The 25,801-nt window shown below is 56.2% G+C and carries 24 protein-coding genes and 1 pseudogene; 12 read left to right on the top strand and 13 right to left on the bottom strand.

Annotated elements, in window-relative coordinates; all coding sequences use genetic code 11:
* The first annotated feature begins 3 nt into the window (after nucleotides 1-3).
* Together DLD99_RS11840 and DLD99_RS11845 are read left to right on the top strand one after the other, a co-directional pair.
* Complete coding sequence (locus DLD99_RS11840; protein ID WP_114882324.1) at nucleotides 4-981, top strand: alpha/beta hydrolase; 978 nt, start codon at nucleotides 4-6, stop codon at nucleotides 979-981.
* Nucleotides 982-2,012: 1,031 nt separating this feature from the next.
* Nucleotides 2,013-2,693, top strand: a complete 681-nt coding sequence (locus tag DLD99_RS11845) for a hypothetical protein (RefSeq protein ID WP_114882325.1) — start codon at nucleotides 2,013-2,015, stop codon at nucleotides 2,691-2,693.
* Nucleotides 2,694-2,911: 218 nt separating this feature from the next.
* Here the strand turns inward: DLD99_RS11845 and DLD99_RS11850 are convergent, their stop codons facing one another.
* The 3 genes from DLD99_RS11850 to DLD99_RS11860 all read right to left on the bottom strand — a co-directional run bounded on the left by DLD99_RS11850 (nucleotide 2,912) and on the right by DLD99_RS11860 (nucleotide 5,341).
* Nucleotides 2,912-3,901: a DUF2971 domain-containing protein gene (locus DLD99_RS11850; RefSeq protein ID WP_162803474.1), complete on the bottom strand. Its 990-nt coding sequence runs from the start codon at nucleotides 3,899-3,901 to the stop codon at nucleotides 2,912-2,914.
* A gap of 181 nt (nucleotides 3,902-4,082) precedes the next feature.
* Complete coding sequence (locus tag DLD99_RS11855) at nucleotides 4,083-4,553, bottom strand: hypothetical protein (protein ID WP_114882327.1); 471 nt, start codon at nucleotides 4,551-4,553, stop codon at nucleotides 4,083-4,085.
* 29 nt (nucleotides 4,554-4,582) lie between these two features.
* A complete protein-coding gene (locus DLD99_RS11860) occupies nucleotides 4,583-5,341 on the bottom strand; it encodes an HNH endonuclease (RefSeq protein ID WP_114882328.1) in 759 nt (252 codons plus the stop codon).
* A 684-nt stretch (nucleotides 5,342-6,025) separates the two neighbouring features.
* Here DLD99_RS11860 and DLD99_RS11865 point away from each other — a divergent pair.
* The 3 genes and pseudogenes from DLD99_RS11865 (at nucleotide 6,026) to DLD99_RS11875 (ending at nucleotide 7,536) form a co-directional block, all read left to right on the top strand.
* Nucleotides 6,026-6,388, top strand: a complete 363-nt coding sequence (locus tag DLD99_RS11865; protein ID WP_114882329.1) for a DUF6124 family protein — start codon at nucleotides 6,026-6,028, stop codon at nucleotides 6,386-6,388.
* 79 nt (nucleotides 6,389-6,467) lie between these two features.
* Nucleotides 6,468-6,757, top strand: a pseudogene (locus DLD99_RS11870) (alpha/beta hydrolase); the annotation flags it as partial.
* 365 nt (nucleotides 6,758-7,122) lie between these two features.
* Nucleotides 7,123-7,536: a hypothetical protein gene (locus tag DLD99_RS11875; protein WP_114882330.1), complete on the top strand. Its 414-nt coding sequence runs from the start codon at nucleotides 7,123-7,125 to the stop codon at nucleotides 7,534-7,536.
* A 378-nt stretch (nucleotides 7,537-7,914) separates the two neighbouring features.
* Here the strand turns inward: DLD99_RS11875 and DLD99_RS29405 are convergent, their stop codons facing one another.
* Nucleotides 7,915-8,163, bottom strand: coding sequence for a DUF3916 domain-containing protein (locus DLD99_RS29405; RefSeq protein WP_244220791.1), 249 nt, complete (start codon nucleotides 8,161-8,163; stop codon nucleotides 7,915-7,917).
* A 30-nt stretch (nucleotides 8,164-8,193) separates the two neighbouring features.
* Nucleotides 8,194-8,550: an HIT family protein gene (locus tag DLD99_RS11885; protein WP_114886653.1), complete on the bottom strand. Its 357-nt coding sequence runs from the start codon at nucleotides 8,548-8,550 to the stop codon at nucleotides 8,194-8,196.
* Nucleotides 8,551-8,973: 423 nt separating this feature from the next.
* Here DLD99_RS11885 and DLD99_RS11890 point away from each other — a divergent pair, with 423 nt between their 5' ends.
* A complete protein-coding gene (locus DLD99_RS11890; protein WP_244220792.1) occupies nucleotides 8,974-10,215 on the top strand; it encodes a patatin-like phospholipase family protein in 1,242 nt (413 codons plus the stop codon).
* Nucleotides 10,216-10,359: 144 nt separating this feature from the next.
* Entirely contained in the window at nucleotides 10,360-10,827 is a 468-nt protein-coding gene (locus DLD99_RS11895) for a hypothetical protein (RefSeq protein WP_114882332.1), read from the top strand.
* 249 nt (nucleotides 10,828-11,076) lie between these two features.
* On the opposite strand, the gene DLD99_RS11900 is transcribed toward DLD99_RS11895, so the two are convergent.
* The 3 genes from DLD99_RS11900 to DLD99_RS11910 all read right to left on the bottom strand — a co-directional run bounded on the left by DLD99_RS11900 (nucleotide 11,077) and on the right by DLD99_RS11910 (nucleotide 13,015).
* A complete protein-coding gene (locus DLD99_RS11900) occupies nucleotides 11,077-11,556 on the bottom strand; it encodes a hypothetical protein (RefSeq protein WP_167443768.1) in 480 nt (159 codons plus the stop codon).
* A 365-nt stretch (nucleotides 11,557-11,921) separates the two neighbouring features.
* Entirely contained in the window at nucleotides 11,922-12,230 is a 309-nt protein-coding gene (locus tag DLD99_RS11905; protein WP_114882334.1) for a MafI family immunity protein, read from the bottom strand.
* 134 nt (nucleotides 12,231-12,364) lie between these two features.
* Nucleotides 12,365-13,015 carry a hypothetical protein gene (locus tag DLD99_RS11910; protein WP_114882335.1) on the bottom strand — a complete coding sequence of 217 codons (651 nt, stop codon included), beginning with the start codon at nucleotides 13,013-13,015 and terminating at the stop codon, nucleotides 12,365-12,367.
* A 482-nt stretch (nucleotides 13,016-13,497) separates the two neighbouring features.
* On the opposite strand from DLD99_RS11910, the gene DLD99_RS11915 reads away from it, so the two are divergent.
* Nucleotides 13,498-13,860, top strand: coding sequence for a DUF6124 family protein (locus DLD99_RS11915; protein WP_102621811.1), 363 nt, complete (start codon nucleotides 13,498-13,500; stop codon nucleotides 13,858-13,860).
* A 120-nt stretch (nucleotides 13,861-13,980) separates the two neighbouring features.
* Here DLD99_RS11915 and DLD99_RS11920 read toward each other — a convergent pair whose 3' ends face one another.
* The gene (locus DLD99_RS11920; protein WP_114886655.1) at nucleotides 13,981-14,961 is read right to left on the bottom strand and encodes a GlxA family transcriptional regulator; all 981 of its coding nucleotides are present in this window, start codon (nucleotides 14,959-14,961) and stop codon (nucleotides 13,981-13,983) included.
* 106 nt (nucleotides 14,962-15,067) lie between these two features.
* On the opposite strand from DLD99_RS11920, the gene DLD99_RS11925 reads away from it, so the two are divergent.
* Complete coding sequence (locus tag DLD99_RS11925) at nucleotides 15,068-15,862, top strand: SDR family NAD(P)-dependent oxidoreductase (RefSeq protein WP_114882336.1); 795 nt, start codon at nucleotides 15,068-15,070, stop codon at nucleotides 15,860-15,862.
* Between the two features lie 189 nt (nucleotides 15,863-16,051).
* Nucleotides 16,052-18,934, top strand: coding sequence for an ATP-binding protein (locus DLD99_RS11930; protein WP_114882337.1), 2,883 nt, complete (start codon nucleotides 16,052-16,054; stop codon nucleotides 18,932-18,934).
* Here DLD99_RS11930 and DLD99_RS11935 read toward each other — a convergent pair.
* The 3 genes from DLD99_RS11935 to DLD99_RS11945 form a co-directional block, all read right to left on the bottom strand.
* A complete protein-coding gene (locus tag DLD99_RS11935; protein ID WP_114882338.1) occupies nucleotides 18,921-19,535 on the bottom strand; it encodes a response regulator transcription factor in 615 nt (204 codons plus the stop codon). The genes DLD99_RS11930 and DLD99_RS11935 overlap by 14 nt on opposite strands.
* A 77-nt stretch (nucleotides 19,536-19,612) precedes the next feature.
* On the bottom strand, nucleotides 19,613-19,984 hold the full coding sequence (locus DLD99_RS11940; protein ID WP_114882339.1) for a response regulator: 372 nt from the start codon (nucleotides 19,982-19,984) through the stop codon (nucleotides 19,613-19,615).
* Nucleotides 19,984-21,570 (bottom strand): PAS domain-containing sensor histidine kinase, encoded by a 1,587-nt coding sequence (locus DLD99_RS11945; RefSeq protein ID WP_244220793.1) that lies wholly within the window; start codon nucleotides 21,568-21,570, stop codon nucleotides 19,984-19,986. Before DLD99_RS11945 ends, DLD99_RS11940 begins: the two co-directional genes overlap by 1 nt.
* Before the next feature lie 343 nt (nucleotides 21,571-21,913).
* On the opposite strand from DLD99_RS11945, the gene DLD99_RS11950 reads away from it, so the two are divergent.
* The gene (locus DLD99_RS11950) at nucleotides 21,914-22,879 is read left to right on the top strand and encodes a quinone oxidoreductase family protein (RefSeq protein WP_167443769.1); all 966 of its coding nucleotides are present in this window, start codon (nucleotides 21,914-21,916) and stop codon (nucleotides 22,877-22,879) included.
* Here DLD99_RS11950 and DLD99_RS11955 read toward each other — a convergent pair.
* Nucleotides 22,866-24,095, bottom strand: coding sequence for an MFS transporter (locus DLD99_RS11955; RefSeq protein ID WP_114882342.1), 1,230 nt, complete (start codon nucleotides 24,093-24,095; stop codon nucleotides 22,866-22,868). The genes DLD99_RS11950 and DLD99_RS11955 overlap by 14 nt on opposite strands.
* A gap of 216 nt (nucleotides 24,096-24,311) precedes the next feature.
* On the opposite strand from DLD99_RS11955, the gene DLD99_RS11960 reads away from it, so the two are divergent.
* A complete protein-coding gene (locus DLD99_RS11960; RefSeq protein ID WP_114882343.1) occupies nucleotides 24,312-25,658 on the top strand; it encodes an epoxide hydrolase family protein in 1,347 nt (448 codons plus the stop codon).
* Nucleotides 25,659-25,801: the final 143 nt, after the last annotated feature.

The raw sequence follows: 25,801 nt of genomic DNA on the forward strand, positions 1-25,801 counted from the left end.
GAAATGAAAACATCAATGGACTGGCCCGCCGACGAAACCGAGTTGGCGCAATTGCGCGCCTTCAACAAGAAACTCGCCCGGCTGCCGCGCTTTCGCATCCGCAATCGCATCACGCCACGAGTGATTCAGATGCTGCTGCGCCTCAGCCAATTGAGCGGCGCGAGAAAGTTGCGCATGCACGGGCTCGAGGCCGAGCGCAAAGTGGTGGGCGTCGACGGCGCATCGGTTCCGGTACGGATCATCCGACCCAAGACAAAAGCCAAAGGCGTGGTGCTGGATTTTCATGGCGGCGGCTGGGTCATCGGCAATGCGCAAATGAACGATCACCTCAACATCGGCATGGTGAAAGCCTGCGACGTAGCCGTGGTCTCGGTCGATTATCGGCTGGTGGTCTCGACCCCAATCGAAGGCGTCATGCAGGACTGCCTCACGGCGGCCCGCTGGCTGCTGAGCGATGATTGCCACGAGTTTGCCAACCTGCCCGTCATCGTCGTGGGCGAATCCGCCGGCGGCCACCTCGCCGCCGCGACCCTGCTGCAACTCAAACAGTGGCCGGACTTGCTCGAGCGGGTGAGCGGAGCGCTGCTGTACTACGGCGTCTACGACCTGACCGGAACCCCCAGCGTACGCAACGCCGGGCCCGATACCCTGCTGCTGGATGGGCCGGGGATGGTCGAGGCGCTGCAGATGCTCACGCCGGGATTGAGCGATGAAGAACGCCGGCAGGCGCCGTTGTCTCCGTTGTACGGCGACTTCACCGGGTTTCCGCCGGCGTTGATGTTTGCGGCGGAGCTGGATCCGCTTAGGGATGACACGCTTGAGTTGGCTGAGCGTTGGGGTAGGGCGGCGGAGGTGGAGGTGCATCTGCTGCCGGAAACGGCGCATGGGGTGATTCATTTTCCGTTGGGGTTGGCGGGGAGGGTGGTTGGGTATGGTCGGGAGTGGGTTGGGGGGCGGGTTGTTGAGGGGGGAGGGTTGTAGACGTGATTTGGAGCTCATTGGCGGCATTTATGGAAGGCTGTTTTCGGCCGTAAGGAGACCATGGACACGCAGCGATTTCGCCATTAGTGTAACTGGCTCATGTTGTATCTCTCTGCCGAAGGTCGCATTTTTCGCGCGAGACTTAAAAATAAGGAGTTACACATGAGCAAGGAACGTAACCAGACATAATTAGATAACTTGTTACGTCGGATGTGTCGTCTACTACAGTTAGGTTGCAGATATGTCCCAATTTTTAGAGGCCTTCTGGCCAAACTTGGCTGCCACACTCGTTGGTATTGTACTCGGGGTTCCTATCGCTTTGGCTTTAAACGAGCTTGTTCTTCGACGACAAAGGAGATTGCAGACAGTAGACCAACATCGACAAGTGAGGGGGGCAATAGAGGTCTTAGTTGCGGCGTGTCGTTACAATATCGGAGTCCTTGATACTATTCGGTCGGCGGCAGAAGTAGGAAAAGCTATGCATAGTCCTGACTTGCGACTCACTGCATGGGATGTGGTTTCACCTGTACTTTGTACGAATATTTCGGATTCAGAAATTCTTCAAATACTCTCCCACCATTGGCTTAGACTTAAGCGTGTCCAGGCACTATGTGACGAGATATTCGCTAGAGAAGTAGCAAAATCACTACCTCCTATAGAAGATGAGCAAGTCGCTATGGAATTCTGGAAAATCCTCCACGAAAATACCGGTAACCTTTCTGCGCACGCGTCACAGGCCATCTCAATGCTAGAACATATAAAAACAAATATTGGTACTGATAGTGCTAGCCGAGCTTTTCCACCAAAATGGCATTAGTGCTCAAATTGAAGCATCAGGAAATGGGGAGCGAAATTTTCCGGAAAAATAAATCCGTCCCATTTTTTCGATTTTTTCGCCATTTTTTTTCTTGGTCATATTCATCATGGAGCGTTGGCACTCAGCGCAGACGCCCAACCATTTGTTCTAGCGGACTGCTTTCGGCAGCCGCTTAACTCAAGATTTATAGGCCTTATCAGTTTGAGAGTAGCCAATGAGCGATTATCAAGATTTATGTGCGATGTACGGCAGAAGTCCAAGTGATCCAGACTTTATCGATGACTTAATTGATGGTTTTTCGAGAGAGACCACCCTCGAACAGGAAGATTATGAGTGGTATGAAGAAAATGAGAACAGAAAGCACTATCAGCTACTAGTAGACCAGCTAGAGAGTGTTGATATTATTCGAGAGCTAGATGTTCCAGAACAAGCACGATTTAGCTTTTTAGTCATGATTCATGCTCATGTGGTTTCTGCTGTTGAAGGTTATTTAGCTGGTGTGTTTATCCATCAGGTTTGTAATTCGGAAGAGTTTACTAGAAAGCTTGTTGAAAGTGATCCGGAGTTCTCCAAACGTAAATTTACCTTGCGTGAAATATATCAAGAAAAAGAAACTTTAAAAGTAACCGTCGCCAGTTACCTAAAAGATCTGATATTTCATGACCTAAAAAAAATAAAGCCAATGTACGAGGCGGTTTTAAACCACAAATTCTCAGATCTCTCTTGGTTGTTTAAAGCCGTAGAGATTCGCCATCACTGTGTACATCGTGCTGGTTACAATAAAGATGGTGAAAAAGTAGAAATTTCAGTTGAATCCATCGCTGACTTACTAAATCACGCAACCGATTTAGCGGGCGAAATTGATTCCACAGTTGGAACTGTGCGCTCCTACTGATAACAACAGGCTCGAGTCTTTTGCCCCGCTCACTTGGACGTTCGCAAGCTACGCTCGCGGCCGTCCTTCAACCGAATGGCAGGCACTGACTGCTTATGGCCGACTCCCGTCTGTAGTGACGGGCAGAGGGCGGCCATAAGCGACCATTCGTGACTGACCGTTTCGACCCTAAGCAGCCAGCCTGCCATTACCAAAATCAGGTGCGCCGTAAGTGTCGCCTAGATATCTTTTATTAGTTTTGAAGGGTTCAACTGGTACTGCGTGTCATTGATGCGCATTTTATAAATATTGGTGAGATGCTTCAGGGATGAGTTTTTTTCTATATTTTCCAAAGATAAAGACTCAGTGGCCTGGCACCCGAAATACACTCCGCTAATAGCTAGAGGGTTAATTCTAAATAAATGAATAGCTGGCTCTTTGTGGTCTGTGGCTAAAAGATTAATCTCCGTTTTTATGCTTTGATCCCCCATTTCTTCGTGCATCTCGTACTCGTTAGGGTAGATTATTTGTATTTTATTATTCCCTAGTTCTACTAGCTCAATGCTAGGGTCGAGAATGCATTGTTTTCTAATGTGCGGGTTGTCGTTGCATATTATTGAGTCGGCGTCTTTTAGTTGGACAATAGATCGCTGTTCTTTCTCGTAAATCCAATCATTTGCTTTGGTGAATAATATCGTGCGATTGAATTTATTCCAATGGAATTCATCCATTGAATCCGGCGCTGAAAGCTCCGGTCTCTCAAAGCTTGGCATTTCTCTGCGATAATCAACTTTTTCTGGGAACTCAAAGAAATCAGCAAGATAACTTTCTCCGAATCGACTCTTGCGGCCATTAACCTCTTTTAGCGAGTCCGAAAAAAATGGAACGCTAAAGTCGAACTCGACTACTACTCCTTTATGGTTGTCGGCATAGTGAGCCCACATGAGTGGGTTGTTGTAGTCTTCAGTAAAAGAAAGAATGCCTAAGTCGGATAGCTCGCTTTGGATTACACCCATGCTATCATTGATTTCTGTGTCGTCAGTTTCGTAGACCTCTTTACCATTTTTCTTGTAGTATTCTCTTTGGTTTCGATCTGCGTCGAGTACTTGTTTTTTGTTGAAGTGTCCTTCAAAAGGGTCGTTCAGATCCAAGGCCGGAGTTGCCCGGATCATTGGGTTTTTAAAGAAGTCCGGTCTTAAAGGCATGTATTTGTATAGGAATCTATTCATATGTCTCTTGGTTGTGTGTGGGGGTAATTTGGTTGGGGGCATATGCTGGTTGTTAGTCGAATAAAATGTCCGATATGGCCGATTTTTAAAGCGCTCCAAAAAAAGGCCGTTCAGGCAAGCCTAGGTGCATCTGTAGACTCTGACTGATTGCCTTCGGCTAAGAACCGGTCATCAGAGCCGATCAGTCAGCCCTATTCGCATAGGCTTCACGAACCTTGGAGTGGCCTGAGACTACCGCTTGTAGAATTACCAGCCCTCGATGCAGTAATTCCTCGCTCCTTTGTGGCTCAAACCAGTGGCCGTTGAATTTCCCCCCATGGAACAAGTTGTTCCTCACTCTGCACACGAGGCGCAGAACGAGTTCTGCTTGGCTCTGATGGTTGGGAAGCGTCGTCGACCAACTGAGGACTCCGTCTAAAAGCACTTGTTTTTTCGGGGGATGAGTAAGGTAGTACTGGATCGCGCCTTCAGTTTCCGCATTCGGTGGCACGTCAAAAACTGCTATCACCTGTGCTGCGAAGGTGCCCCAGTCGGCCTGTGGTTTGCTTGGGAAGCCCTCCAGTAGCCCAACGGCCTTGAGGCAATACTCGCAGCGTGCGAATTCACGAAAAAAAGAAAAGGCAAGGAGATCCAATTCGGTAGGCGTAGTCATGTTACGGAGTCCTCGCTGTTTGCGGGTGCCTAAGGCGCCTTGTGGACGTTCGTATTGTGGTATGCTAGATAGCGGCCGCCAAGGGAGTGCCCCTCTGCTGGTCGGAGGTCGGTTTGGTTGAGAGTGCGCGCGCCGTAATCAAGCTCGGCGTGGTGATTCGGGCACACGCAGACGATGTTCTCCAATATGTCCGGTCCGTTATGGGGAGCCCCCAGTGGCTGAACATGATGGGCTTCAGCGTACCGGCTCCCATCAGGCAGTATGATCGTGTGACCGCAGAGCTGGCATTCGTAGTTGTGTAGTTGCTTGACTCGGCGTGCCAGCAATGTGTCGCGAATGATCCGATAAGTTGTTACTTCTGCGCGATCAGTTGAACCTTCAATATCAACGGCCGCAGGCGACTCTGGAACAGGCTCCTGGGGGAGAAATGGCAACCAATCGAAGCTTTTCGATTTTTCAATTTCCTCCCTCCACCAGGCAAAGTCCTCAGGCTGTCGACCAAACAACTCAAAGTAGCCTTTGCCCGGCATCAATGAGCTGCGATCTATCACCAGGCCGGTGATCGCTGGTTTGCCAGTTTCATGCGTCCACTCAGCAAGAGAAAGGAGTCCTTGCGCCTTGAGGCTTTCGCCAAATTTTTCTCGCAGCTGAGGTAGGCCGAGACGGTCGTGCGCTTCCTTGTAACCGATGAAGGTTTGCGGGTTTGCAGGCCTTGCGGAGGGTAGTTTGGCTACTAGGAGCGCCAACAGCCGCTGGCCCTGAGCATCAAGAGCAGTAAGGGAAGACATGTGAGCAGTCCTTCGCGCAGAATCGATATGCAACGATATCAACATTGCAGCGTACCTTGTAAAGGCCTGTGGTCGAGGTTAGTGGGATTTAGCTGCTTGGGCCGCTAGTCGAAGATTGAAAAAGCGAGCAACTACTGCATGGTACCTTTGGCACGAAAGTCTGAAGAAGTGAAAATGAGGGAAGGCGGCTGCCAGCCGTTAAATGCGGAGCTGATGCCTACTTCTGCTTCTGCTTCTGGCCGTTTGCAGCCGATTTGACCGGCAGCTATTGGCCGAAAGCGGCCGCTCAAAAACAAAGAGTGAGAGCACTCTTGATCCACCCGTTTAACCCTCCCAAAAATCCCCGTTTAAAAGACACCATCCGTAACGCCCTCAAGGCTACATCACCTTGCGTCATTGCCTACGACTACGCCAGAATCCGCCGGCTTGTGCGTCTGGGGCGCGGGATTTATCGTTTCCGGGTCACTGAATAACAGTGATCGGGTTTGGTAGCCCGGTTTACCTGTCGCATCGCAACACCAGTTTGCAGGGGTTCTTTCGTCCTCTGTTTTATGGTGGCCATGCGTAGGGCGTCTTCGGGCGCGCCGGGTATCCAGGTGACCGGTCTACCAACCTCCGTATGGCCACCACCCTCGTTTGGTAGCGAGGTTGATGGCTCCACTTTCTCACCCTGGAGTTACATCTATGATCAAACCAACACCCAATCCACCAGAAACCGACCCGGTTTCCCCCTACCAATTCCCCGATTCCCGAACCCTCAACGAAGCCGCCGAACGCGCCCTCGACCATTACCTCACCCCGCAACAACGCATCATGGGCAGTCACACCAAGCACGACCCCATGTTCCTGGCCAACCCGGCCTACAACAGCGAATCCCTCCTGGCCAATGCCAGCGAGTCCCTCGATTCCGCCAGCGAAATGCTCAGCAACTTCGCCGCGATCCTGGAGCCCGGCCACCGCAAAACGGCGCTGGGCATCGCGCAAGTGGTGATGGTCGCGGGGCTGGCGGTGAATCAGGCGCTGGATCATGTCGAGGTGAAGATATGATCGGTTGATGGCTGTCGAGAAAAGGGGACGGATTTATTTTCGGAAAATAAATCCGTCCCCATTTTTTTACATTTTTTTGCTGCAAATGCTCACGCCGGGATTGAGCGATGAACGACGCCGGCAGGCGCCGTTGTCTCCGCTGTACGGCGACTTCACCGGGTTTCCGCCGGCGTTGATGTTTGCTGCGGAGCTGGACCCGCTCAGGGATGACACGCTTGAACTGGCTGAGCGTTGGGGGCGGGCGGCGGACGTGGAGGTGCATCTGTTGCCGGAAACGGCGCATGGGGTGATTCATTTTCCGTGGGGTTGGCGGGGAGGGTGGTTGGGTATAGTCGGGATTGGGTTGCGGGGAGGCTGGCTGAGGGTTGATAGGGGGGATGACTCTTAGTTTTTTTGCGCTTTTTGCAGGGCTGTTAACAACCCAAACTTTCATTTGAGCGTCGTGCCATTACCCGTAAGGGAGTTGCATGAAGCGCGCGCGTTGCTGTTTGAAAATATTTTTTTTCACGCGGAAACTTAGAGTGTAGTGCTTAGTCTGTATAGATAATGGCACGTTGCTACCTTCGCGGGTTGAAGGTTATCGATAGCGGTCCAGTATCTCAGGGCTTGATCAAGGAGCTTCATTCACTAAATTCCTCATGTTTTCTTGCTCGCCAATAACTCAAGTGTTCGTGCGTGGTCGCACGACCTTATGATCTTTCCGGTGATATCGAGTTTTCTTTCAGGGAGTTTTCATGAAGCTTAAGATGGCTTTGCTGGGGGCGGTCTTGTCTGCTTTACCGCTGTATCAAGCTCTTGCGGATTCTTGCAGTGCCAATATCTATGGTGGGTACGAGTGTAGATACGATGATGGTACTACCTCTTCCAGCAGCAAGAATATTTATGGCGGACAAGATACCCATTATAGCAATGGCCGCACCTCGCAAAGCAGTGCAAACATTTATGGCGGGCAGGATACTCACTACAGCGATGGCACTACCTCGCAAAGCAGTGCCAATATTTATGGCGGACAGGATACTCATTACAGCAATGGCAGTACGTCGCAAAGCAGTGCCAATATTTATGGCGGACAAGACACTACCTACAGTAATCGAGGGTCGTCACAAAGCAGCGCCAATATCTATGGTGGATTCGATACTAGGAATTAGTAGTTAGTATTAATGTATGGGCCCGGCTTTTGATTTGAAGCGTTAAGGACGTTTCTTCTTGAGAGTCAGGCCTTTTTCTGTAGATGGAGACTGGAAAAAAGGGAGAAAAGGGGGCAAGGGAAAAAAGGCGAAAAAAGGGGACGAAAAAAGGGGGCTGATTTATTTTTCCTGGAGTAAAGCAGTCTCCTTTTTTGATCAAACTATTGATCAAGCACGCTCCCGATACACCACCAGTGAACTTCGACTTCATCATCGTCCTGGGTTACATCATGTCCATGCTCTATGAATTGCTCGGGTACATCTAAGGCGAATTTTTCGCTCAAGTGTATCGGGGCAAGCGAGTTCTGCTGCCCCAGAAAGCTCATGTAGTACTCACGGTCATACTGCCGCTCGGGAAAGGTGGGCCGCTGCTTCGAGCAACTGCTGAACACAAAAGGCCTGTACTTCGATACGTGTTTGCGGACCTTCAACGAGGGTATTGATTACCGGGATTTTCCAGTTTGAGTAGCGCTCGTGCTCATCGAAGCGAGGATGGAACTCGCCGCCCAGTATTCCAGTGCACGGAGATGACGGGGGATGTTTCGGAGCTTCTTTTTTGTTACTGAGGCGCAATCTTCGCAAGGGCATGTCTTTATGAGGCGTGATGACACGATCAATCTATTTTCTCCTCACTTCCAGCAACCACGCAATGTTGAGGCGCAATCCGCCATGCTCTTGTTCGGTATAAAGAGGAGCTGTTTTCCAGTCGTGGAACCAGGCCGGCATCTTACGTTTTTCTTCCTGCTCTGTGGCGTAGCGGGGGAAAAGGTGGCAATGCGGCTCTGGTTCGGAGTTGCAGAGAATTTCATAATTCATGCGCACTGCGCCGGTCGCTTGCAGCACCGCGTCGCCAATGTGGGCCATGTCGAGAAGGTAAGTTACCCTGGCCTCGACATCGAGATCATTTAGGCTTGGGACAACGAGAAAATAAATCAGGCCCCTTTTTCCCTCTTTTTCCGCCTTTTTCCAAAGCATGTCGTCGGAGACGATCTGTGTGCAGGCTAGCTCGACGGCAGGTTCGCAGACTTGACCCAGCAAGCTAAAATTTTTGTCAGTAACGATGCTTTTCAAATCGTAGATCTATCAAGGAACAAGAAAATGCGAGGGTAATATGTTAGTAAAAATATAGGTGTCGCTGGATCTACCTGCCTGAGGATACTGAAAACTCTAGGTCACTACCTTTTAGCTTTATTTTTTCTCTCAACCTTACCAGCATGCTCCCCCCGTATTATCAACGAGGAAAATAGCTTCGCCGTCTCCAAGCCTTTAGGCGATGCCACTACCTACACCTTCGCAAACTGGGTTTCCAAGGACCATAATCCAGCCCTAACACCTGACCTCATCATTGTCACACTCTCAGGTGGTGGGATTCGGGCCGCAGCTCTAGCAGCATCAACGTTGAATGAGCTTCGAAAATTCACAATCAATGGGCACCCATTGACCGACAATATAATCCTAATTTCATCGACATCCGGAGGCAGTATCGCCGCAGGTTACATCGCTGCACATGGATTCGATCATTACGCTGATTTCCATCGCGACTTTCTTGAAAAAAATAACAGCCTCGGACTCTTCTTCTCAGGACTAGGTCCGAGACTAATCAATGATCGGTCGGCGATCTTGCAAGACTACATGGAAAAGCGCTTTGCTCTGAACCAATTGACGTTTGACCAGCTGCTCAAAAAGCCCGACGCGCCATTTTTTGTCTTTAACTCAACAGATGTTGTTGGAGGCCACGTATTCAGGTTTACGCAGCATGACTTTAATCTTATTTGCACAGATGTTGGAAAAATGCCCATATCAAGTGGTATGGCAGCCTCTTCAGCACTCCCCTTTGTCTTGACTGATTTGGAGCTGAAAAATCACTGGGATACATGTGGTCTGCAAGGCTATAAGGACTCCAATACTGGTGATACAGGATGGTATCTATGGGCAAGCGCAGCAGCAGAAGCGCGCTATCGTGAACAGTTTGTTATTGCGTATGATGGGATCGACAATAATTTAGTCAGGAGACGTCCACAATATCTTCATCTTGCTGATGGAGGAATGGTTGACAATCTTGGGGCACGTGCAATCGCTGAGGTAGTTGATATAGATGATATGGGTTCGATTTCAGAGTTGATTCCTACAAACAATCCGCATATGCCCACTATCCGACAAATATTGATTATCGAGGTAAACGCGCGATCCGAGCCAGGTGACCCTTCGCTAGATGCTCATCGCGGTAGCCCTGGTCTAGTACCAATGGTCGGTATTGTGACTGGGATACCAATTGACTCGACGACTTCGCTTTCGTCATTTATGTCTGACGTTGCTTGGGCCTCGGATGTTAGTGGGGGGAAATACGTAAAAGACGGCATGATTCTGAAGACTCAAATCGATTTTGATCTAATACCTGACTCGGAAGATAGTCTTCGTCACGACCTCAAGGCGATTGGTATGGGATTCACTCTCAGCACGGACGAACTTAAGGCGTTAGAGAAAGCGAGCCGAGTACTACTCCACAACAATCCCTGCTTTGCACGGTTTATCAGTCAAAGCGGCGCGACCGCGTCGAATTATGTATTGCCTGATGCCGTAGGGAAGCATGGATACCCGTTTGATTGTCCAAGGCTCATCGAGGACGGAGGCGGATTCTGAAAAGGCGGAAAAGGGGACGCGGAAAAAAGCGCGGAAAAGGGGACTGATTTATTTTCTATTTATTTTCTCTTTTTTGATTAGAATTCGTTTTCTGAAAATAAATTCGTCCCCTTTTCCGATCCCTTTTCCGCATTAGGTTTTTCCATGTTTAACAGAAGCGATTTTGACAAGCTCTCCGGGGAAGGAATGACTTATTGGAACGCGTGCGGTCGTTGTCGCGGTCTCTATTACGTCACCTATCCAGCAGTAGCCTTTGAATACCCCGACTCTGAAGAGACCATTCGCATAACTCGCGCGCCCAAACAGCAAGGCGAGAATGGACTGAAATTCTGGCTTCATGCGGAATGTGTGGCTTGGCATCCCGATAGAGAAAGCTACTTCCTGGGCTACGTTTCTGACGCCAAGTTTGAGGAAATTTCGGAAGCTGTTTTCAATCAGATGGTCGCGGATCAGGCGCGGGATTTGATTGCTCCCCTCAAACAGCCGCTGCACGAGCCGAGCGGCTTCATCGGAGCGTTGTTGATGTATTCAATGAAGACGGAGTTCATCGTTTCACTGTTCGCGGAGTATGAAGAGGAGTACATCCATTTTTATTGGGACACGACATCATGAGCTGCAGCCAAGGGCGGAAAGCGGATTAAGTCGAACCCCAGACTGTTGCCGAGAAGCGGCCGTTACGAATGGCACGCTGATAGCTAGCGGCTACCTATCGCAACAGACAGGCCATTGCTTCCAGGCGGATGGGACAGCGCGCCGTATGGTTTGATTTTTTGTACATCCGCCTATAAGCGTTCCGATAAAGCTATGACAGATAAGTGACGGCCGAAAATAGGAAGTTAAGGTCGATCGCCCGCTCTTGGGTCACGCTCTACCCATTTCCTCGTACGAAGCATTGACGAACATGATGTGCTCATCCCAAGCAGCTTCAGTTACATCCCGGATTATTTCAGCAAGAGTATCAACATCTACCCCCTGAGCTTCGATGCAGGCCAGACGTCCGGGGGACCAGTCGATGACAGAACACTGTGGATACTTCCCTAGCAGTGCGGACAGGGCCTTCTGAGGCGGCTCTTTGCAGGTGTACATGAAATCAAAGTACGGGGCGCTGGTGTCCTGAAGCGAGTACACCAGAGCCCAAGCATTCGATGGACCGGAAAAGTACATCGTGACGTAACGATGTGCCCATTCTGGCCCGCCATGTTTGATGAGGCGAAGTACTTCGACGATCGAATGACAATCGGGGATTCGGGTCATACGATCAGGGTCAAACGTCCGGCCAGGCACAGGTTGGGCTGCTACTTTACTGAGCAGAAATGCAGTCATTCTTGCTTTCTTATTCATCGTATTGTCTCGAGTTCGAATGTCCGCTTCTGGCCGTTAGTCGTCACTTGCGCACGTCTGCTTCTGGCCAATCTGTGCCGTTCGTGGAGGGTAGAAAACGGCCAGAAGCGGACGTAACGGCGCTTGTGTAGTATCTGCTTCTCTTTCGACCTGTACAGAGGTGCCCGATGTCTAGCCGACACTCTTCATCCCCTACAAGAGCTGTCCTGGACCTGCAAAACGCACGTTCACTTTTGGGAAAGCGGCTGTGAAGAGAAAAGGGGACTGATTTATTTTTGAAGAGAAAAGGGGACTGATTTATTTTTGGAAAATAACTCAGTCCCATTTTTTACAAGCAGTCGACCCATAGCAGCCCTTCGGGCGAGTTAATCCTCGTCATCCCTGAACGGAATATTCAAGGTCTTTGCGATCCGAGCCAAAACGCTTATGCATTTTTCAGAAATAAGGAGCGGTGGCTCATTTATCATGTAAAGCAGGTGTTCGAACGCTAATCCAGCCTCGTTGTGATCTACATAATCCAGAACGATCTCACTCCCATTCTCTAAACCTGCCTGAGCTAACGCATGGTCGTCCGGTACAAGACCGAGTTGTTCGTATGCTTCGGACATCAGGGTCGAGATTTCCTCAACTGCCTCTACGAAATCGGCCCTCAAGTCGTTATTAAGGTGGTTCATAAAAAAATCCTTCAATTACGGTGACCTGCGGTTCGCTCACGCCTGGTCGATTGTTGCCCAAAACCTGGTCTTTGCGCACGCGCTTGGGAAGCTAAGGTTGACTTGGCTGAAAGCTGACGCCCGAACAAAAACGATTACTCCCCACCAACCCGCTTCAGCCAATTCCAAAATGGATCGTTCGATTCCTGCGCATCCATGCTTTCAGTATCGCGAACAACCTCCGACGCTCTCGCCGGAATGCTCAATCCAAGTGTCCGCTCCACATGGGCCCGCAACAGAAGCGGCGGGGGCGGGTAGTCGTCATCCCCGTATTCTTTTTCACGCACTTCTTCAGGCGTCAGCTGGAACTGCTCTGGCCAGCAGAGTTCGTCGTACCCGATCGCCAGCAGGCGCAATAGATCCTGCACGTTATCGGTCAGCACACAGAGCATGTCGGATCCTGACCCCGAACCCAGATGGACAATTCGTTGCTGCCCGTTGTCGTCCAGCCACAGTCCGGCCCACGAACCGTCACCTCCGGTTCTCAAGAATATCGTTAGTCGGTGATTCACTTCGGGGTCGTCACTACGGGTCCATAGCGCGGTAAAGGCAGGATCCGGAACGTAGAAAGTTGTCGTGGCGATATCGCTGTTTTCAGGTTCCGGATGCAGGGTCATGTAGCGCTCGCCGTCGCGGTGTGTCCGGACACAGCCGTGTTCTTCCAATAGCTGAAGGGCTTGCTCCAGTAGTGGTGGCATCGGATTGCTGACGGGGAAGGCTGCGGTGATTTCCTTGGTGAGCTTCATTTCTTTCCTGATTCAGGTGAGCCTTGACTGAGGGTAAACGCGATGGCGATAGACAGACCATCCCTCCACCGAGATCTTTCAAAAACAAAGGGTGAAAGCCGCTCTTGATTCACCCGTTTAACCACCCCAAAAAAACCTGTTTAAAAGACACCTACCGTTACTTCCTCAAGGCTACATCTCCTTGCGTCATTGCCTACGACTACGCCAGAATCCGCCGGCTTGTGCGTCTAGGGCGTGGGTTTTATCGTTCCATGGTCACTGAAAAACAGTGATCGGGTTTGGTAGCCCGGTTCCCCATATGACGCATAACGTCACCTAGCGCGGATGCCTTTTCGGTATCTGACTTATGGTGGCCATGCGCAGGGCGTCTTCGGGCGCGCCGGATTTTCCATATGGGCCGGTCTACCAACCTTCGTATGGCCACCACCCCTCGTTTGGTAGCGAGAGTGATGGCTCCTTAAGTCCCATATGGAGTTACATCTATGATCAAGCCAACACCCAACCCACCCGAAACCGACCCGGTTTCCCCCTACCAGTTCCCCGATTCCCGCACCCTCAACGAAGCCGCCGAACGCGCCCTCGATCATTACCTCACCCCGCAACAACGCATCATGGGCAGTCACACCAAGCACGACCCCATGTTCCTGGCCAACCCGGCCTACAACAGCGAGTCCCTCCTGGCCAATGCCAGCGAATCCCTCGATTCCGCCAGCGAAATGCTCAGCAACTTCGCCGCGATCCTGGAACCCGGCCACCGAAAAACGGCGCTGGGCATTGCGCAAGTGGTGATGGTCGCGGGGCTGGCAGTGAATCAGGCGTTGGATCATGTTGAGGTGAAAACGTGATCGGCTGATTGCTGTCGCTCAATAGCCGAAAAGAAAATGGCCGAGGTTGTCAGGTGTAACTGACGACCTCGGCCATGTTTTTTTGCACCTCTCAATGTTCGAACAAAGGGAGACGCCTCGTCAGTCCGCGATATCTAAACTTTCTCCCCGCTTGGCCACCACTTGCCGCGCATCCCGCCGCACCGCCTGCGGAGGCACGCCGAAGCCTCGGATAAACGCTTCCCGCATATGGCGCCGGTCGCGAAAGCCGGATTCGCTGGCGACCACGTCGAGGGAATGCCGGCTCTGTTCAATCATCAACCGAGCGGCCTCCAGGCGCAGACCCTCGATGGCTTTGGCGGGGGATTGGCCGGTTTCTGCGCTGAATATGCGGGTGAACTGGCGAGGGCTCAGGTGTGCCACGCCGGCCAGTTCTTCGACGCTGAGCGCTCGGCTCAAATGTTGCCGCGCATAGTTCAGTGCGCTTTGGATGCGGTCGGACTTGGGTGCGAGGTCGAGCATTTCCGAATGCTGCGACTGGCCGCCGGAGCGGTGCTGGTGCATCACCAGTTTGTGTGCCACCGAGCGGGCGACCTCGGCGCCCAGATCTTTCTCCACCATGCCGACCGCGAGGTCGAGGCCGGCGGTCATGCCCGCGGAAGTCCAGAAGGGGCCGTCGACGATATAGATGCGGTCGACGTCGACACTGATTTCGGGATGGCGTTTCTGCAAGGCCTGCGCGTAGGCCCAGTGGGTCGTGGCGCGGCGTCCGGTCAGCAGGCCGGCTTCGGCGAGGATGAAGCCGCCGGTGCAGATGCCGACAGTGCGCCGTGCCTGATTGCCGGCCTGGCGCACGAAGTCGAGTACAGCAGAGGTCGTTTCGGTTTTTACCGGATCGTTGACCCCGACAACGATCCAGGTGTCCGCCAGCCCGGGTGCCTCGAGCGGGCGGGTTTCCATGGCCAGCCCCAGTGAGGAGCGCACCATGCCGCCGTCCGGCGAGAAGTTTTCGATGCTGTAGAAGGGCGCTTCGGCGATCTGATTGGCGAACTCGAAAACGGCTTGAGTCGCCAGGGAGAGCACCTGGAAACCGTCGGTGAGCAAGTAGCCGATACGATGCATGGTGATTTCTCGGATGTCCTGAATCAATACCATATACGTCATTTGAGATATGGCCAAGCCGTCGCATCCTGTTCTCCAGCACTTCCCACAACCCTGGAGACTCGACATGACTCAATCCCGCCTCGGTACCGCCCTGATCACCGGCGCTTCGTCCGGCATCGGTGCCATCTACGCTGAACGCCTGGCCCGCCGTGGCCATGACCTGATCCTGGTCGCGCGCAATCGCGACCGCCTGAATGTCCTGGCCAAGCGCCTGAACGAAGAAACCGGCCGCCACGTTGAAGTTCTGGCGGCCGATCTCTCCGACCGGGCCGATCTGGCAAGGGTCGAAGATCGCCTCAAAACGGACGCCAACATTTCTTTGCTGGTGAACAATGCCGGAGTTGGCGCGACTCATCCGTTGCTTGAGTCGGACGTCGACAAGCTCGACGACTTGCTCACGCTCAACGTGAACGTGCTGATGCGGCTGACTTACGCGGCGGTTCCGGGTTTCGTCGCCCGTGGCGGTGGCACGCTGATCAACATTGCCTCGATCGTGGCCATCGCCCCGGAGGTGTTGAACGGCGTTTACGGCGGCTCCAAGGCTTTCGTCCTGGCGTTCAGCCAATCCTTGCGTCATGAACTGGCGGACAAAAATGTCCGGGTCCAGGTGGTGCTGCCCGGCGCGACGGCCACCGAATTCTGGAGCGTGGCCGGGACACCGCTGGAGCATCTTCCGGAGGCCATTGTGATGCGGGCGGACGATATGGTGGACGCTTCGCTGTCCGGCCTCGACCAAGGCGAGTTCGTTACCATTCCGGCTCTTCCTGAAATCGCCGACTGGAATGCCTACGAGGCGGCGCGCCAGAAGCTGATGCCTGATCTGTCGCGCAGTGAGTCGGCTGCTCGCTATCGCGACTGACGTTCGACGCAGGCATCGATTTGCGAACGAAGGGGGCTACGAACATAGGCGCCGAAATTACCGGCTGAAGTTCTCACTCCGCACGCGTCAGGCTTGAACGACCGTGCAAAACTCCTATGATGCAAAGGGCCTGCGCCTGTGACTTGCAACCGGCGACGCCCCCTTCGTTTCCCAGTGAGATCGCCCCTCGTGGAGTCTATTCCAGACGCTTTGCATGAATCACTCATGACCCGGTTCGTGTTCGGGCCGTTTTGCGTCGTTCCAGGCAAAAGGCTGCTGACCAGAAACGGGGTTGCCGTGGAGATCGGCGGTCGGGCGCTGGATCTGCTGATTGCCTTGCTCGAGCAGCCGGGGCGGGTGCTGTCCAAATACGATCTGATCGAAAAGGTGTGGCCCGACAGCGTGGTCGCCGAAGGCAGTCTGCGCTTTCACATGACGGGCCTGCGGCGGATTCTCGGGGATGGCGAGGAGCACGCGCGTTATATCGCGACCCAGGTGGGTGTGGGTTATGCCTTCGTGGCGCCGCTGGAAAGGCAACTGTCCGGGGTTCAGCCGACGCCCACCGAGACCGGGCATCTCAGGGCAGCTTGCAGTTTGCCGCCGCGGGCGAAGTTGATCGGTCGCGAAACCGACCTGCAATTGGTCGTCGATCACCTGCAGCAGCCCAGGTTGTTTACCCTCGTCGGTCCCGGCGGTGTCGGCAAGACCAGCCTCGCCATCGAAGTGGCGCATCGCATCGCCGCCCAGGGTTACGAACGCGTCTGCTTCGTCGACCTGGCCCAGGTGGAAGACAGCACGCTGGTGCCTTCAGCACTGGCCAGGTCGCTGGAAATCGCCGTGCAGGCCGAAGATCCGATGTTCGTGTTGCTGGCGCATTTGCGCGAACAGCGGCTGATGCTGGTCATCGACAATTGCGAACACCTGATCGACGCCGTTTCGACCCTTCTGGAACAGATCAGCGACAGCGCGCCCGACGTGGGCATTCTGGCCACCAGTCGCGAGCCGTTGCGGGTGCGTGGCGAATATGTGCATTGGCTCAATCCGCTGGAGTTTCCTCGCGAGCCCCGGCACCTGTCCACTCAGGAGCTGCTGGCATTCGCCGCGATCAAACTGTTTGTCGAGCGCGCGTCGTCGAGCAATGCGGCGTTGCTGCTGGAGGCGGATGGCGGGCAAATGATCGCGGACATTTGCCAGCGCCTGGAGGGCATGGCCCTGCCGATCGAACTGGCGGCGATGCGGGTCGCCAGCCACGGCCTGAAGGCCACGCACGCCTTGCTCGGCGAGCGGTTTTCACTGGGCTGGTCGGGGCGCCGGACTGCGGTCCCGCGGCATCAGACGCTGCGTTCCATGCTCGACTGGAGTTACGACCTGTTGTCGGCGCCGGAGCGTCTGGCGCTGGAGCGGTTGTCGGTGTTTGTCGGGCCGTTCTCTCAAGAGGCGGCGTCCCAGGTGGTTGCCGAGTCCCAGTCCGAAGGCCCTGCGGTGGCGGCGATCCTCGATGATCTGGTGTGCAAGGGGCTGGTCACGGTCGATCACAGTGATTCGACGGATTCCTATCGGCTGCTCGAGATGACACGCGCCTACGCCCGGGAAAAACTGGCGGCCCGGGGTGACGCCGAAGTGAACTCGCTGGCCTTCAGGCATGCGGCGTATTACATGGATCTGCTGGGCCATCCCGGCAACTCGCCCGATGAGTTTTTCCGCAACTTTGCGCGCCTTGCCAGTCAGTTGGGCAACGTGCGCAGTGCGCTGGAGTGGAGCTTCGGGCCCCATGGCGATCCGGGCCTGGCGTTGCCCCTGGCAGCGGCGAGTGCACCCTTGTTTTTGCATTTTTCCTTGCTGGTCGAGTGCCGGACCTGGTGTGCCCGGGCCGTGGAACTGCTCGAGCTGGGATACTACGGCACGTCGACCGAAATGGAATTGCAGGCGGCGCTCGGGCTGGTGCTGATGTTCACTCAGGGCAACAGCGAAGCGGCCGAGAAAGCCTTGCTCCGGGCGCTGGACATCGCCGTTGCGCTGGCTGACCACGGGTCGCAGTTGAGGCTGCTTGGCCGCTTGCAGATTTTCTACGAACGCATTGGTGATTTCCCTTCTTCGCTGGCGTGGGCGGAGCAGGCAGCCGTGGTCGGCAACCTCCTGAATCAGCCGGCGGCCATCGCAATCGCTTCATCGCTGACCGGCATCTCCCATCATCTGCTGGGCGATCAGCGTCTGGCGCGCCAGGAGCTGGAACGCTCGCTGCGCAACAGTTTGCCGTCCCATCCCAGCCACACCATCTATTACGGCTTCGATCACCGCAATCGCACCGGGCTGGCACTGGCCCGTTCGTTGTGGTTGCAGGGCTTTCCCGATCAGGCCCGGCACTGGGCTGAACTGATAGAGGCCGAAGCGTCGGCGCTGCAGCATCCGGTCACCTACTGCATCGCCATGGTCTGGATTCTGTGCATCTACATCTGGACCGGCGATCTGGAGAAAGCGGCCGCCAGCCTTGAACGGTTCAGTGCCGTGGCCGAGACCAATGCCCTGGGCCCCTATATTGCCGCCGCCCATGGCTTGCGGGCGGCGATTGCGATCCGCGCCGAACAGCCCGGCGATGCGGTGCCGCTGCTGGAGGAAAGCCTGGCGCGGCTGCGTGGCATGCGCTACGAACTGCTCACGACATCGTTTGAAATCGCGCTGGCCGAGGGCCTGATTCTGGGTGGGCAATACGCGAACGCGCTGGTGCTGGTCGACGGCACCATCGATCACTGTCGTCAGAGCGGCGACGCCTTCGCGCTGCCGGAACTGCTGCGGATCAAGGCCGGAATTCTCAAGGAAATCGATGGCGAAAACGTTCAGGCCATCACGGCTCTTCTTGAGGCGTCCATCGCGCTGAGTCGCGATCAGGGAGCCTGGGCCTGGGAGTTGAGGACTTCGATGGATCTGGCCAGGCTCTGGCTGGAACAGGGAAGGGCGGAGCAGGCCAAGGCGTTGCTCGGCGCGTGTCGCGAGCAGGTCTCGGAGGGCTTCGACACCCTTGACCTGCGCCGGCTGGAAAACCTCTGGCAAAGCCTTCGCATCACGCAGGGGTGATCAGCGCCGCCATTTTCACCAGATCTGCCAGCGAACGGGCCTTCATCTTGCGCATGACCTTGCCCCGGTGGGCCTTCACCGTGATCTCGCTGATCTCGAGGTCTGCGGCGATCAACTTGTTCAGCCGACCACTGACCACCGCGGCCATGATTTCCTGTTCGCGGGGCGTCAGGGTCTTGTAGGCCTCCAGCACGGAACACAGGGCTTTTTCCCCCTCCAGAGCCGCACGGCTGCCTTCGAGCGCATCGCCCATGGCGGTCAGCAGCTCATCATCGTTGAACGGCTTGGTCAGAAACTCCACCGCACCGGCTTTCAAGGCCCGCACCGTGCGCGGAATGTCTCCGTACCCGGTGATGAAGATGATCGGCATGTTGTAGCGCTCGTCAGCCAGGTACGTCTGCAGATCCAGACCGTTCAGGTCAGGCAGGTTGATATCCAGTACCAGACAACTGGGTACCCGCGCGCGGGGCTCGGCGAGAAAATCCTGCGCGGATTCGAAGAGTCGTGGCTGCCAGCCGGCGCATCGGATCATCAGCTCCAGCGACTCGCGCACGGAGATGTCGTCATCCACAACGAACACCACAGGCGTGACATCACTCATCGGCAATGCTCCGTGGCGGGGGGACACTGTGTGATTCGAGTTCAACATGTCGATTCCTTTTCTTTACCGCTTCGCGTTCAGTCGAGGGGCAGGGCAGCGCTCAGGGCCTTGATCAGTTGCGCTTCACTGAAGGGCTTGAACAGACACTCCACCGCGCCGGTGTTCAACAGCTTTGCCTGTTGGCTGGCGTCGGCGTGAGCGGTGATGAAAATCACCGGAATGCGATAGCCGCGTCGCAGCAGTTCCTTGTGCAGATCCGGCCCGGACATGCCCGGCATGGCGACATCGAGAATCAGGCAATCGGTCAGGCCGAGATAAGGCGAGGCCAGAAACCCCTGCGCCGAGGCGAACGCCTGGACAGCGAATCCGAACTCCCTGATCAGGTCAGGCAACGATTCACGAACCGACTCGTCATCATCGACAACCGATACGAGCAAGTACTTACCCATCAGTGATTCTCCATGACGCGATCACAGGCCTCGCGGTTGTCGGCATTCGGGATTGAAAAGGCGAACGTCGCACCCGGACCGTCGTGAGCAGAGGCCCGGAGCTGCCCGTCGTGGTGTTCGATGATGGAGCGACTGATCGACAGACCGACCCCCATGCCCGAGCTTTTGGTGGTGTAGAAGGCATTGAAAATCCGTTCCATGTCCTGTGGATCGACCCCGGTGCCGCTGTCCTTTACCGCCAGATAAACGCTCCGGTCTTGTTCCTGGCCGGTGCTGACGATCAATTCTCTGGCGCGACCGGTGATGCTGCTCATGGCCTCGACGGCGTTCATGATCAGGTTGAGGATCACCTGTTGAAGCTGGACCCGGTCGCCCCTGACCGGCGGCAGGGCCTCGGCGAATCGAGGATGAAGCACCACGCCGTTGCGTTGCAGCTCGCCCAGCAGCATGGCAATGACTTCCCGTGCGGCGTCATTGAGGTCGACGTTTTCAATCGTGATGCTTTTTTTCGAGAACAACGCTCGCAAGCGATTGATCACATCGGCCGCGCGATTGCCGTCGCGAATGGTGCGGCGCGCGGTTTCCAGGGCTCCGTCGACATTCGGCGGATCGGCTCCGAGCATGCGCAGGCAGGTACTGGCGTTGGTGATGATACCGGCCAGCGGCTGATTGACCTCATGGGCAATGGACGCGGTGACCGCCCCCAGGCTGGCGACTCTGGCCAGATGCGTCAGTTCGGAACGGGCCTTGGCCAGAAAGGCTTCCGCCTGCTTGCGGTCTTCGATGTCGGTGTTTTCGCCATACCAGCGCACGATCCGGCCCGTCTCATCGCGCTGGGGGACGGCGCGGATCAGAAACCAGCGATAAATGCCGTCGAAGCGTTTCAGGCGAGCCTCGTACTCACCGGCATCGCCCGAGTGCAGAAGCGCCTGCCAGTAACCGCCCAGTCCGGGAGCGTCGTCGGGATGGATCGATGCCACCCAGCCATCGCCGCACGCCTCTTCGAGCGACATGCCGGTGTAATCGCACCACCGCCGGTTGACGAATCCGACACTGCCTTCGGGGGACGCGCTCCAGACGAACCCGGGAACGGCATCGATGATGCCGCGCAGGCGCTCCTCCGAGCTGCTGACCTCCGCGAGGGCTTTGGCGATCAAGACCTTGTCCCGTCGGCGCTCATCGATATCGACCTGCAACACGCACCAGCGAGTGATGGTGCCTTCGCTGTTCCTGACCGGCAGGCCGCGCACGTGAAACCAGCGATAGACACCGTCGGCGCGCCGAATCCGATGCTCGATATCGTAAGGTGTGCCGGTGCTGACCGAATGCATCCACGCCGCGCTGACCGATGGCAGATCGTCCGGGTGCAGGGTGTCGCTGGCCTGCCAGTTTTTCAGTTCATCGAGGGGGATGCCGATGTAGTCCAGGATTTGCCGGTTGACCTGCTCCAGCTCACCGGACGGTGTCATGAAGGCGACCATGGCCGGAATGCTGTCGATGATCGAGTCGGCCTCAGGCATTGGCAGGCCCCTGTCATTGACGTGGCCCGGACCGTCTTCGATGACGCGCTCCCGCTCGTTCGCCATGTCGATTCTCATTGTGCAGTCACCGTTGAACAAAGATGCGCCTTCTGATGGCACTCGCCCATCATACTTTGGTGTCGCTTTCCGCGAATATCGGCCGCCCTCACGCATTGCGATGCGCATCACAGACCGCCCGGGGCTTTTGTAAGCCACTGTATCTACGGCCCCTCAAGCCACACAAACATGCAAATGAGCCTGTTCGCGAAACTGCGCGGATACACCACCCGGCCACCCTTGGCGCTGGTTTCAACGTCTTCCGACGATTGAATGAAGACAACGTGACGTCCGCGCTCCTGCCACCCGAACGGCAGCAGGACAGGTCGTCCCTGTGGCAGGGCAGAACACAATGAAAGCAGTCGTGATCCAGGCCTTTGGCGGGCCCGAAGTCTTGACGGTGCAAGACATTCAACTGGCTGAACCGGGACCCGGACAAGTCCTGGTCAAGGTCATGGCGGCGGGTATCAATTTCATGGACACCGGTGTCCGTCGCGGCCTCGGCGCTGCCTGGGAGCTGCCGCTGACGCCGGGTGCGGAAGGCGCCGGTATCGTCCTGGCCACCGGCCCGCAGGTGACGGAGTTCGGTGTCGGTGACCGCGTAGCCTGGCATTACGTGCCGGGCAGCTACGCCGAACAGGTGATCGCCCCGGTCAGTCAGTTGGTGCCGTTGCCCGACGAGATCGACTTCAGCACCGCCGCCAGCCTGATGATGCAGGGTCTGACCGCCAGCAATCTGGTGGACAAGGTGCATGCGATCCAGCCGGGCGATGTGGCATTCGTGCACGCGGCGGCGGGGGGCGTGGGGCTGATGCTGACTCAGTTGATCAAACTGCGGGGCGGCAAGGTCATTGGCCGGGTGTCCCAGGCCGACAAGGTGGAGGCGGTGCTCGCGGCCGGGGCTGACTACGTAGTGATCGGGCGGGCGCACAACATTGCCGGACAGGTCATGCGCCTGACGGAGGGGCAGCGGGTGAGTGTGGTGTACGACGGCACAGGGGCGGAGGGCTTCGCCGAATCGTTGAGCCTGCTGGACCATTTCGGCACCCTGGCCTTGTACGGGCCGTTCATGGACCCGATCCCGCCGATCGATATCTTCAGCGTGCCGCGCAGTATCAAGCTGACGTATCCCTCGGTCATGCACTACGTGCGCAACCGCGAGCTCCTGCTGGAAAAGTCCCGGCAACTGTTCGCGTGGGTCAGCACCGGCAAACTGAAAACCTTCATCGGCCAGCGTTATTCACTGGACGGCGCGCAGCAGGCCCATCGCGATATCGAGTCGCGCAATACGACGGGCAAGCTGATCATTGTTCCTTAGTGCCACGCCAGATCAGCAGCGCTGCCAACAGCTGGCTGCCGGCGAAGAACGTGAACAGCTCTTGCGCGGTCCATCGGGCATCCAGCAGAAAACCGGCGACTATCGGCGAAATGATCGCCCCCAGGCGCCCCATCGCCAGCACCACGCCGACGCCGGTCGTACGGACTGACGTGCAGAACGCCTGAGGGGCCAGGACATACAGGGCGGCGACCGCACCGTTGAGCATCAGGCCAAGCGTGACGGCCACGAGCGCGGCCAGACCGGGCACGTGCGAGGCCGGCACCATCAGTGGCAGCAGGGCAGCGTTGAGCAGCAGGAAACCCGACGACAATCGCCGGCAGCCATACCGATTGGCCGCCAGTCCCAGTAACAGGGCGCCGAGCATGCCCCCCGACGCCAGCAGAACGCCGATCCGGGCGCCTTGCCGATCGGTAAAACCGTTGTGCACCAGAAGACTCGGGGTCCAGCTCATCACGAAGTAATAGCAGAACATCAACAGAAAGAGTGCCAGCGCCAGAGACGTGGTCTGTTGCCATTGACCGGACGAAAACGGTCGGCGGGCATTGTCTGGCGACGCTGGCGTGACAGGCCCACGGCGTTCAAGTGCCAGAAATGACGGCGACTCTCGCAGCCAGAAGACGCCCGCCAACGCTGCCGCCAGCGTGATACAGCCTCCCGCGAGAAAGACATACCGCCAGCCCATGAAATCATTCAATACGTGAGCCAGCACGCCGCCCAGGCTGGCGCCCATGGCGAAGGCGAGAGATTGCAACGCGATGGCCAGATTGCGCCGCTGCGCGCTGGCGTGCTCGAACGTCAGCACGTTCGCCCCTACCAGCACCGCCCCCGTGCCGATGCCGGTCAACAACCGCAAAAGCATCAATACGTGATGATCCTGGCTCCAGAACGACAGCAACATGCTCAGTCCGCCGAGCAGCAGGCCGGTGAGCAATAACGGCCTGCGCCCGAAGCGGTCGGCCCTGGGCGCGGCCAGCAGCGAACCGAGCGCCATCCCGACCAGGCTGGCGCTCAACAACAGGCCCGTTTGCGCGCCGTTCAACGTCCACTCCGCTGACACCCGGCTGGCGGTGAAGGCCATGGCCATCACGTCCAGACCGTCGATCACGTTGAACAGCATGCACAGCCCGATCACCCACCACTGCGAAGTGGTCGATGACGTGCCGCACGGGCGCTCGAGCGCTGTTTCCCCACGCATCCGCAATCCTTGTTCTGCCAGGTCATTCGAATGGGCCGGCTCGCCGAGCCGTATCCCCGCCGCATTTTGCCCGTTAACCGCTGCTGAATTCGAGCGCGATTTTGCGCGTCATACCAAGGTACCGACCGACACCATCGTGTAATCGCTGCGAGGGTGGCGGGGTGGTCTGATCCGATTGGCGATGCCTTTCGAATAATGACTACAAGGAGATCCAACATGGTTGCGGTTACGTGCGGTTCCACATGGCGCCATTGCCTGGCGTCAGCCATCAGAAGAGGGGCCCTGGGCCTTGCCGTGCTGGCAGGCAGCAGCGGCGCCTGGGCCACCAGCCCGACAACCGATCCGTCGCAAGCCATTCGCCCGTACCACGTTCATGTGGATGAAGCGAAATTGACTGATCTGCGCAAACGCATTGCCGACACCCGTTGGCCCGACAAGGAAACGGTCAACGACGTGTCCCAGGGTGTGCAACTGGCGCAGGTCGAGGCCCTGGTGAAGTACTGGGGCAGCGGTTACGACTGGCGCAAGGCAGAGGCGAAACTCAACGCCTTGCCGGAGTTCGTGACCACGATCGATGGCGTCGACATTCAGTTCATCCACGTGCGCTCACGCAACCCCAACGCGATGCCGCTGATCCTCACCCATGGCTGGCCGGGTTCGCAATTCGAGTTCCTCAAGACCATCGGCCCGCTGACCGATCCCGTGGCCTATGGCGGCAAAGTAGAGGACTCGTTCGATGTGGTGATTCCGTCGATTCCCGGTCACGGTTTTTCCGGCAAGCCGACCGAGCTCGGCTGGGGCCCGGATCGGGTGGCGAAGGCCTGGGATGTGCTGATGAAACGCCTGGGTTACACCCACTACGTGTCTCAGGGGGGCGACCACGGTTCGGTGATCTCTGATGCGCTGGGTCGTCTGGCACCGCCCGGTTTGCTGGGCATTCACTTGAACATGCCCGCCACCGTGCCACCGGAACTGGTCAAGCCGATCAATGGCGGAGACCCGGCTCCGGCAGGGCTGAGCGGCCCGGAACTGACGGCGTTCAACTCGCTCAGCAAGTTCTTCGGGCGCAACGCGGCCTATGGCGCAATGATGGTGACCCGGCCACAGACCATCGGTTATCTGCTGGCGGATTCGCCTGCCGGCACGGCGGCGTGGATGTATGAAAAATTCGCCGCCTGGACCGACAGCGACGGTCAGCCCGAGAAGGTGCTGAGCCGCGATGAAATGCTCGACGACATCAGCCTGTACTGGCTGACAGACAGCGGCGCCTCGTCCTCCCGTTTCTACTGGGAGAACAACAACAATAACTTCAGTGCCGCCGCGCAAAAGACCGCGGACATCAAGGTGCCGGTGGCGATCACCGTGTTCCCCCACGAAATCTACCGTGCGCCGAAAGTCTGGTCGCAACGTGCCTATCCATCGCTGGCCTACTTCAGTGAAGTCAGCAAGGGCGGCCACTTTGCGGCATGGGAGCAACCGCAATTGTTCAGCGAAGAACTGCGCGAAGCCTTCCGGCCACTGCGCGCGGCTGTGCAGAAAACCACGGCTCAGGCCGCGCGCTAGCCCTTCAATCGGCAATTCCTTCAACGCTAAGCCCTTCAACGCAAGCCCTTCAACCAAAGCCCGGAACCGCCGCCCGGCGGTTCTCGAGGGAGACTCGGCATGACTGACCATAACGCTGTAACTCAATCCCGGCGCGTGCTCGC

Origin of the sequence: Pseudomonas kribbensis (genome assembly GCF_003352185.1) — a bacterium.
In the GTDB taxonomy this organism is placed as follows: Bacteria; Pseudomonadota; Gammaproteobacteria; order Pseudomonadales; family Pseudomonadaceae; genus Aquipseudomonas; species Aquipseudomonas kribbensis.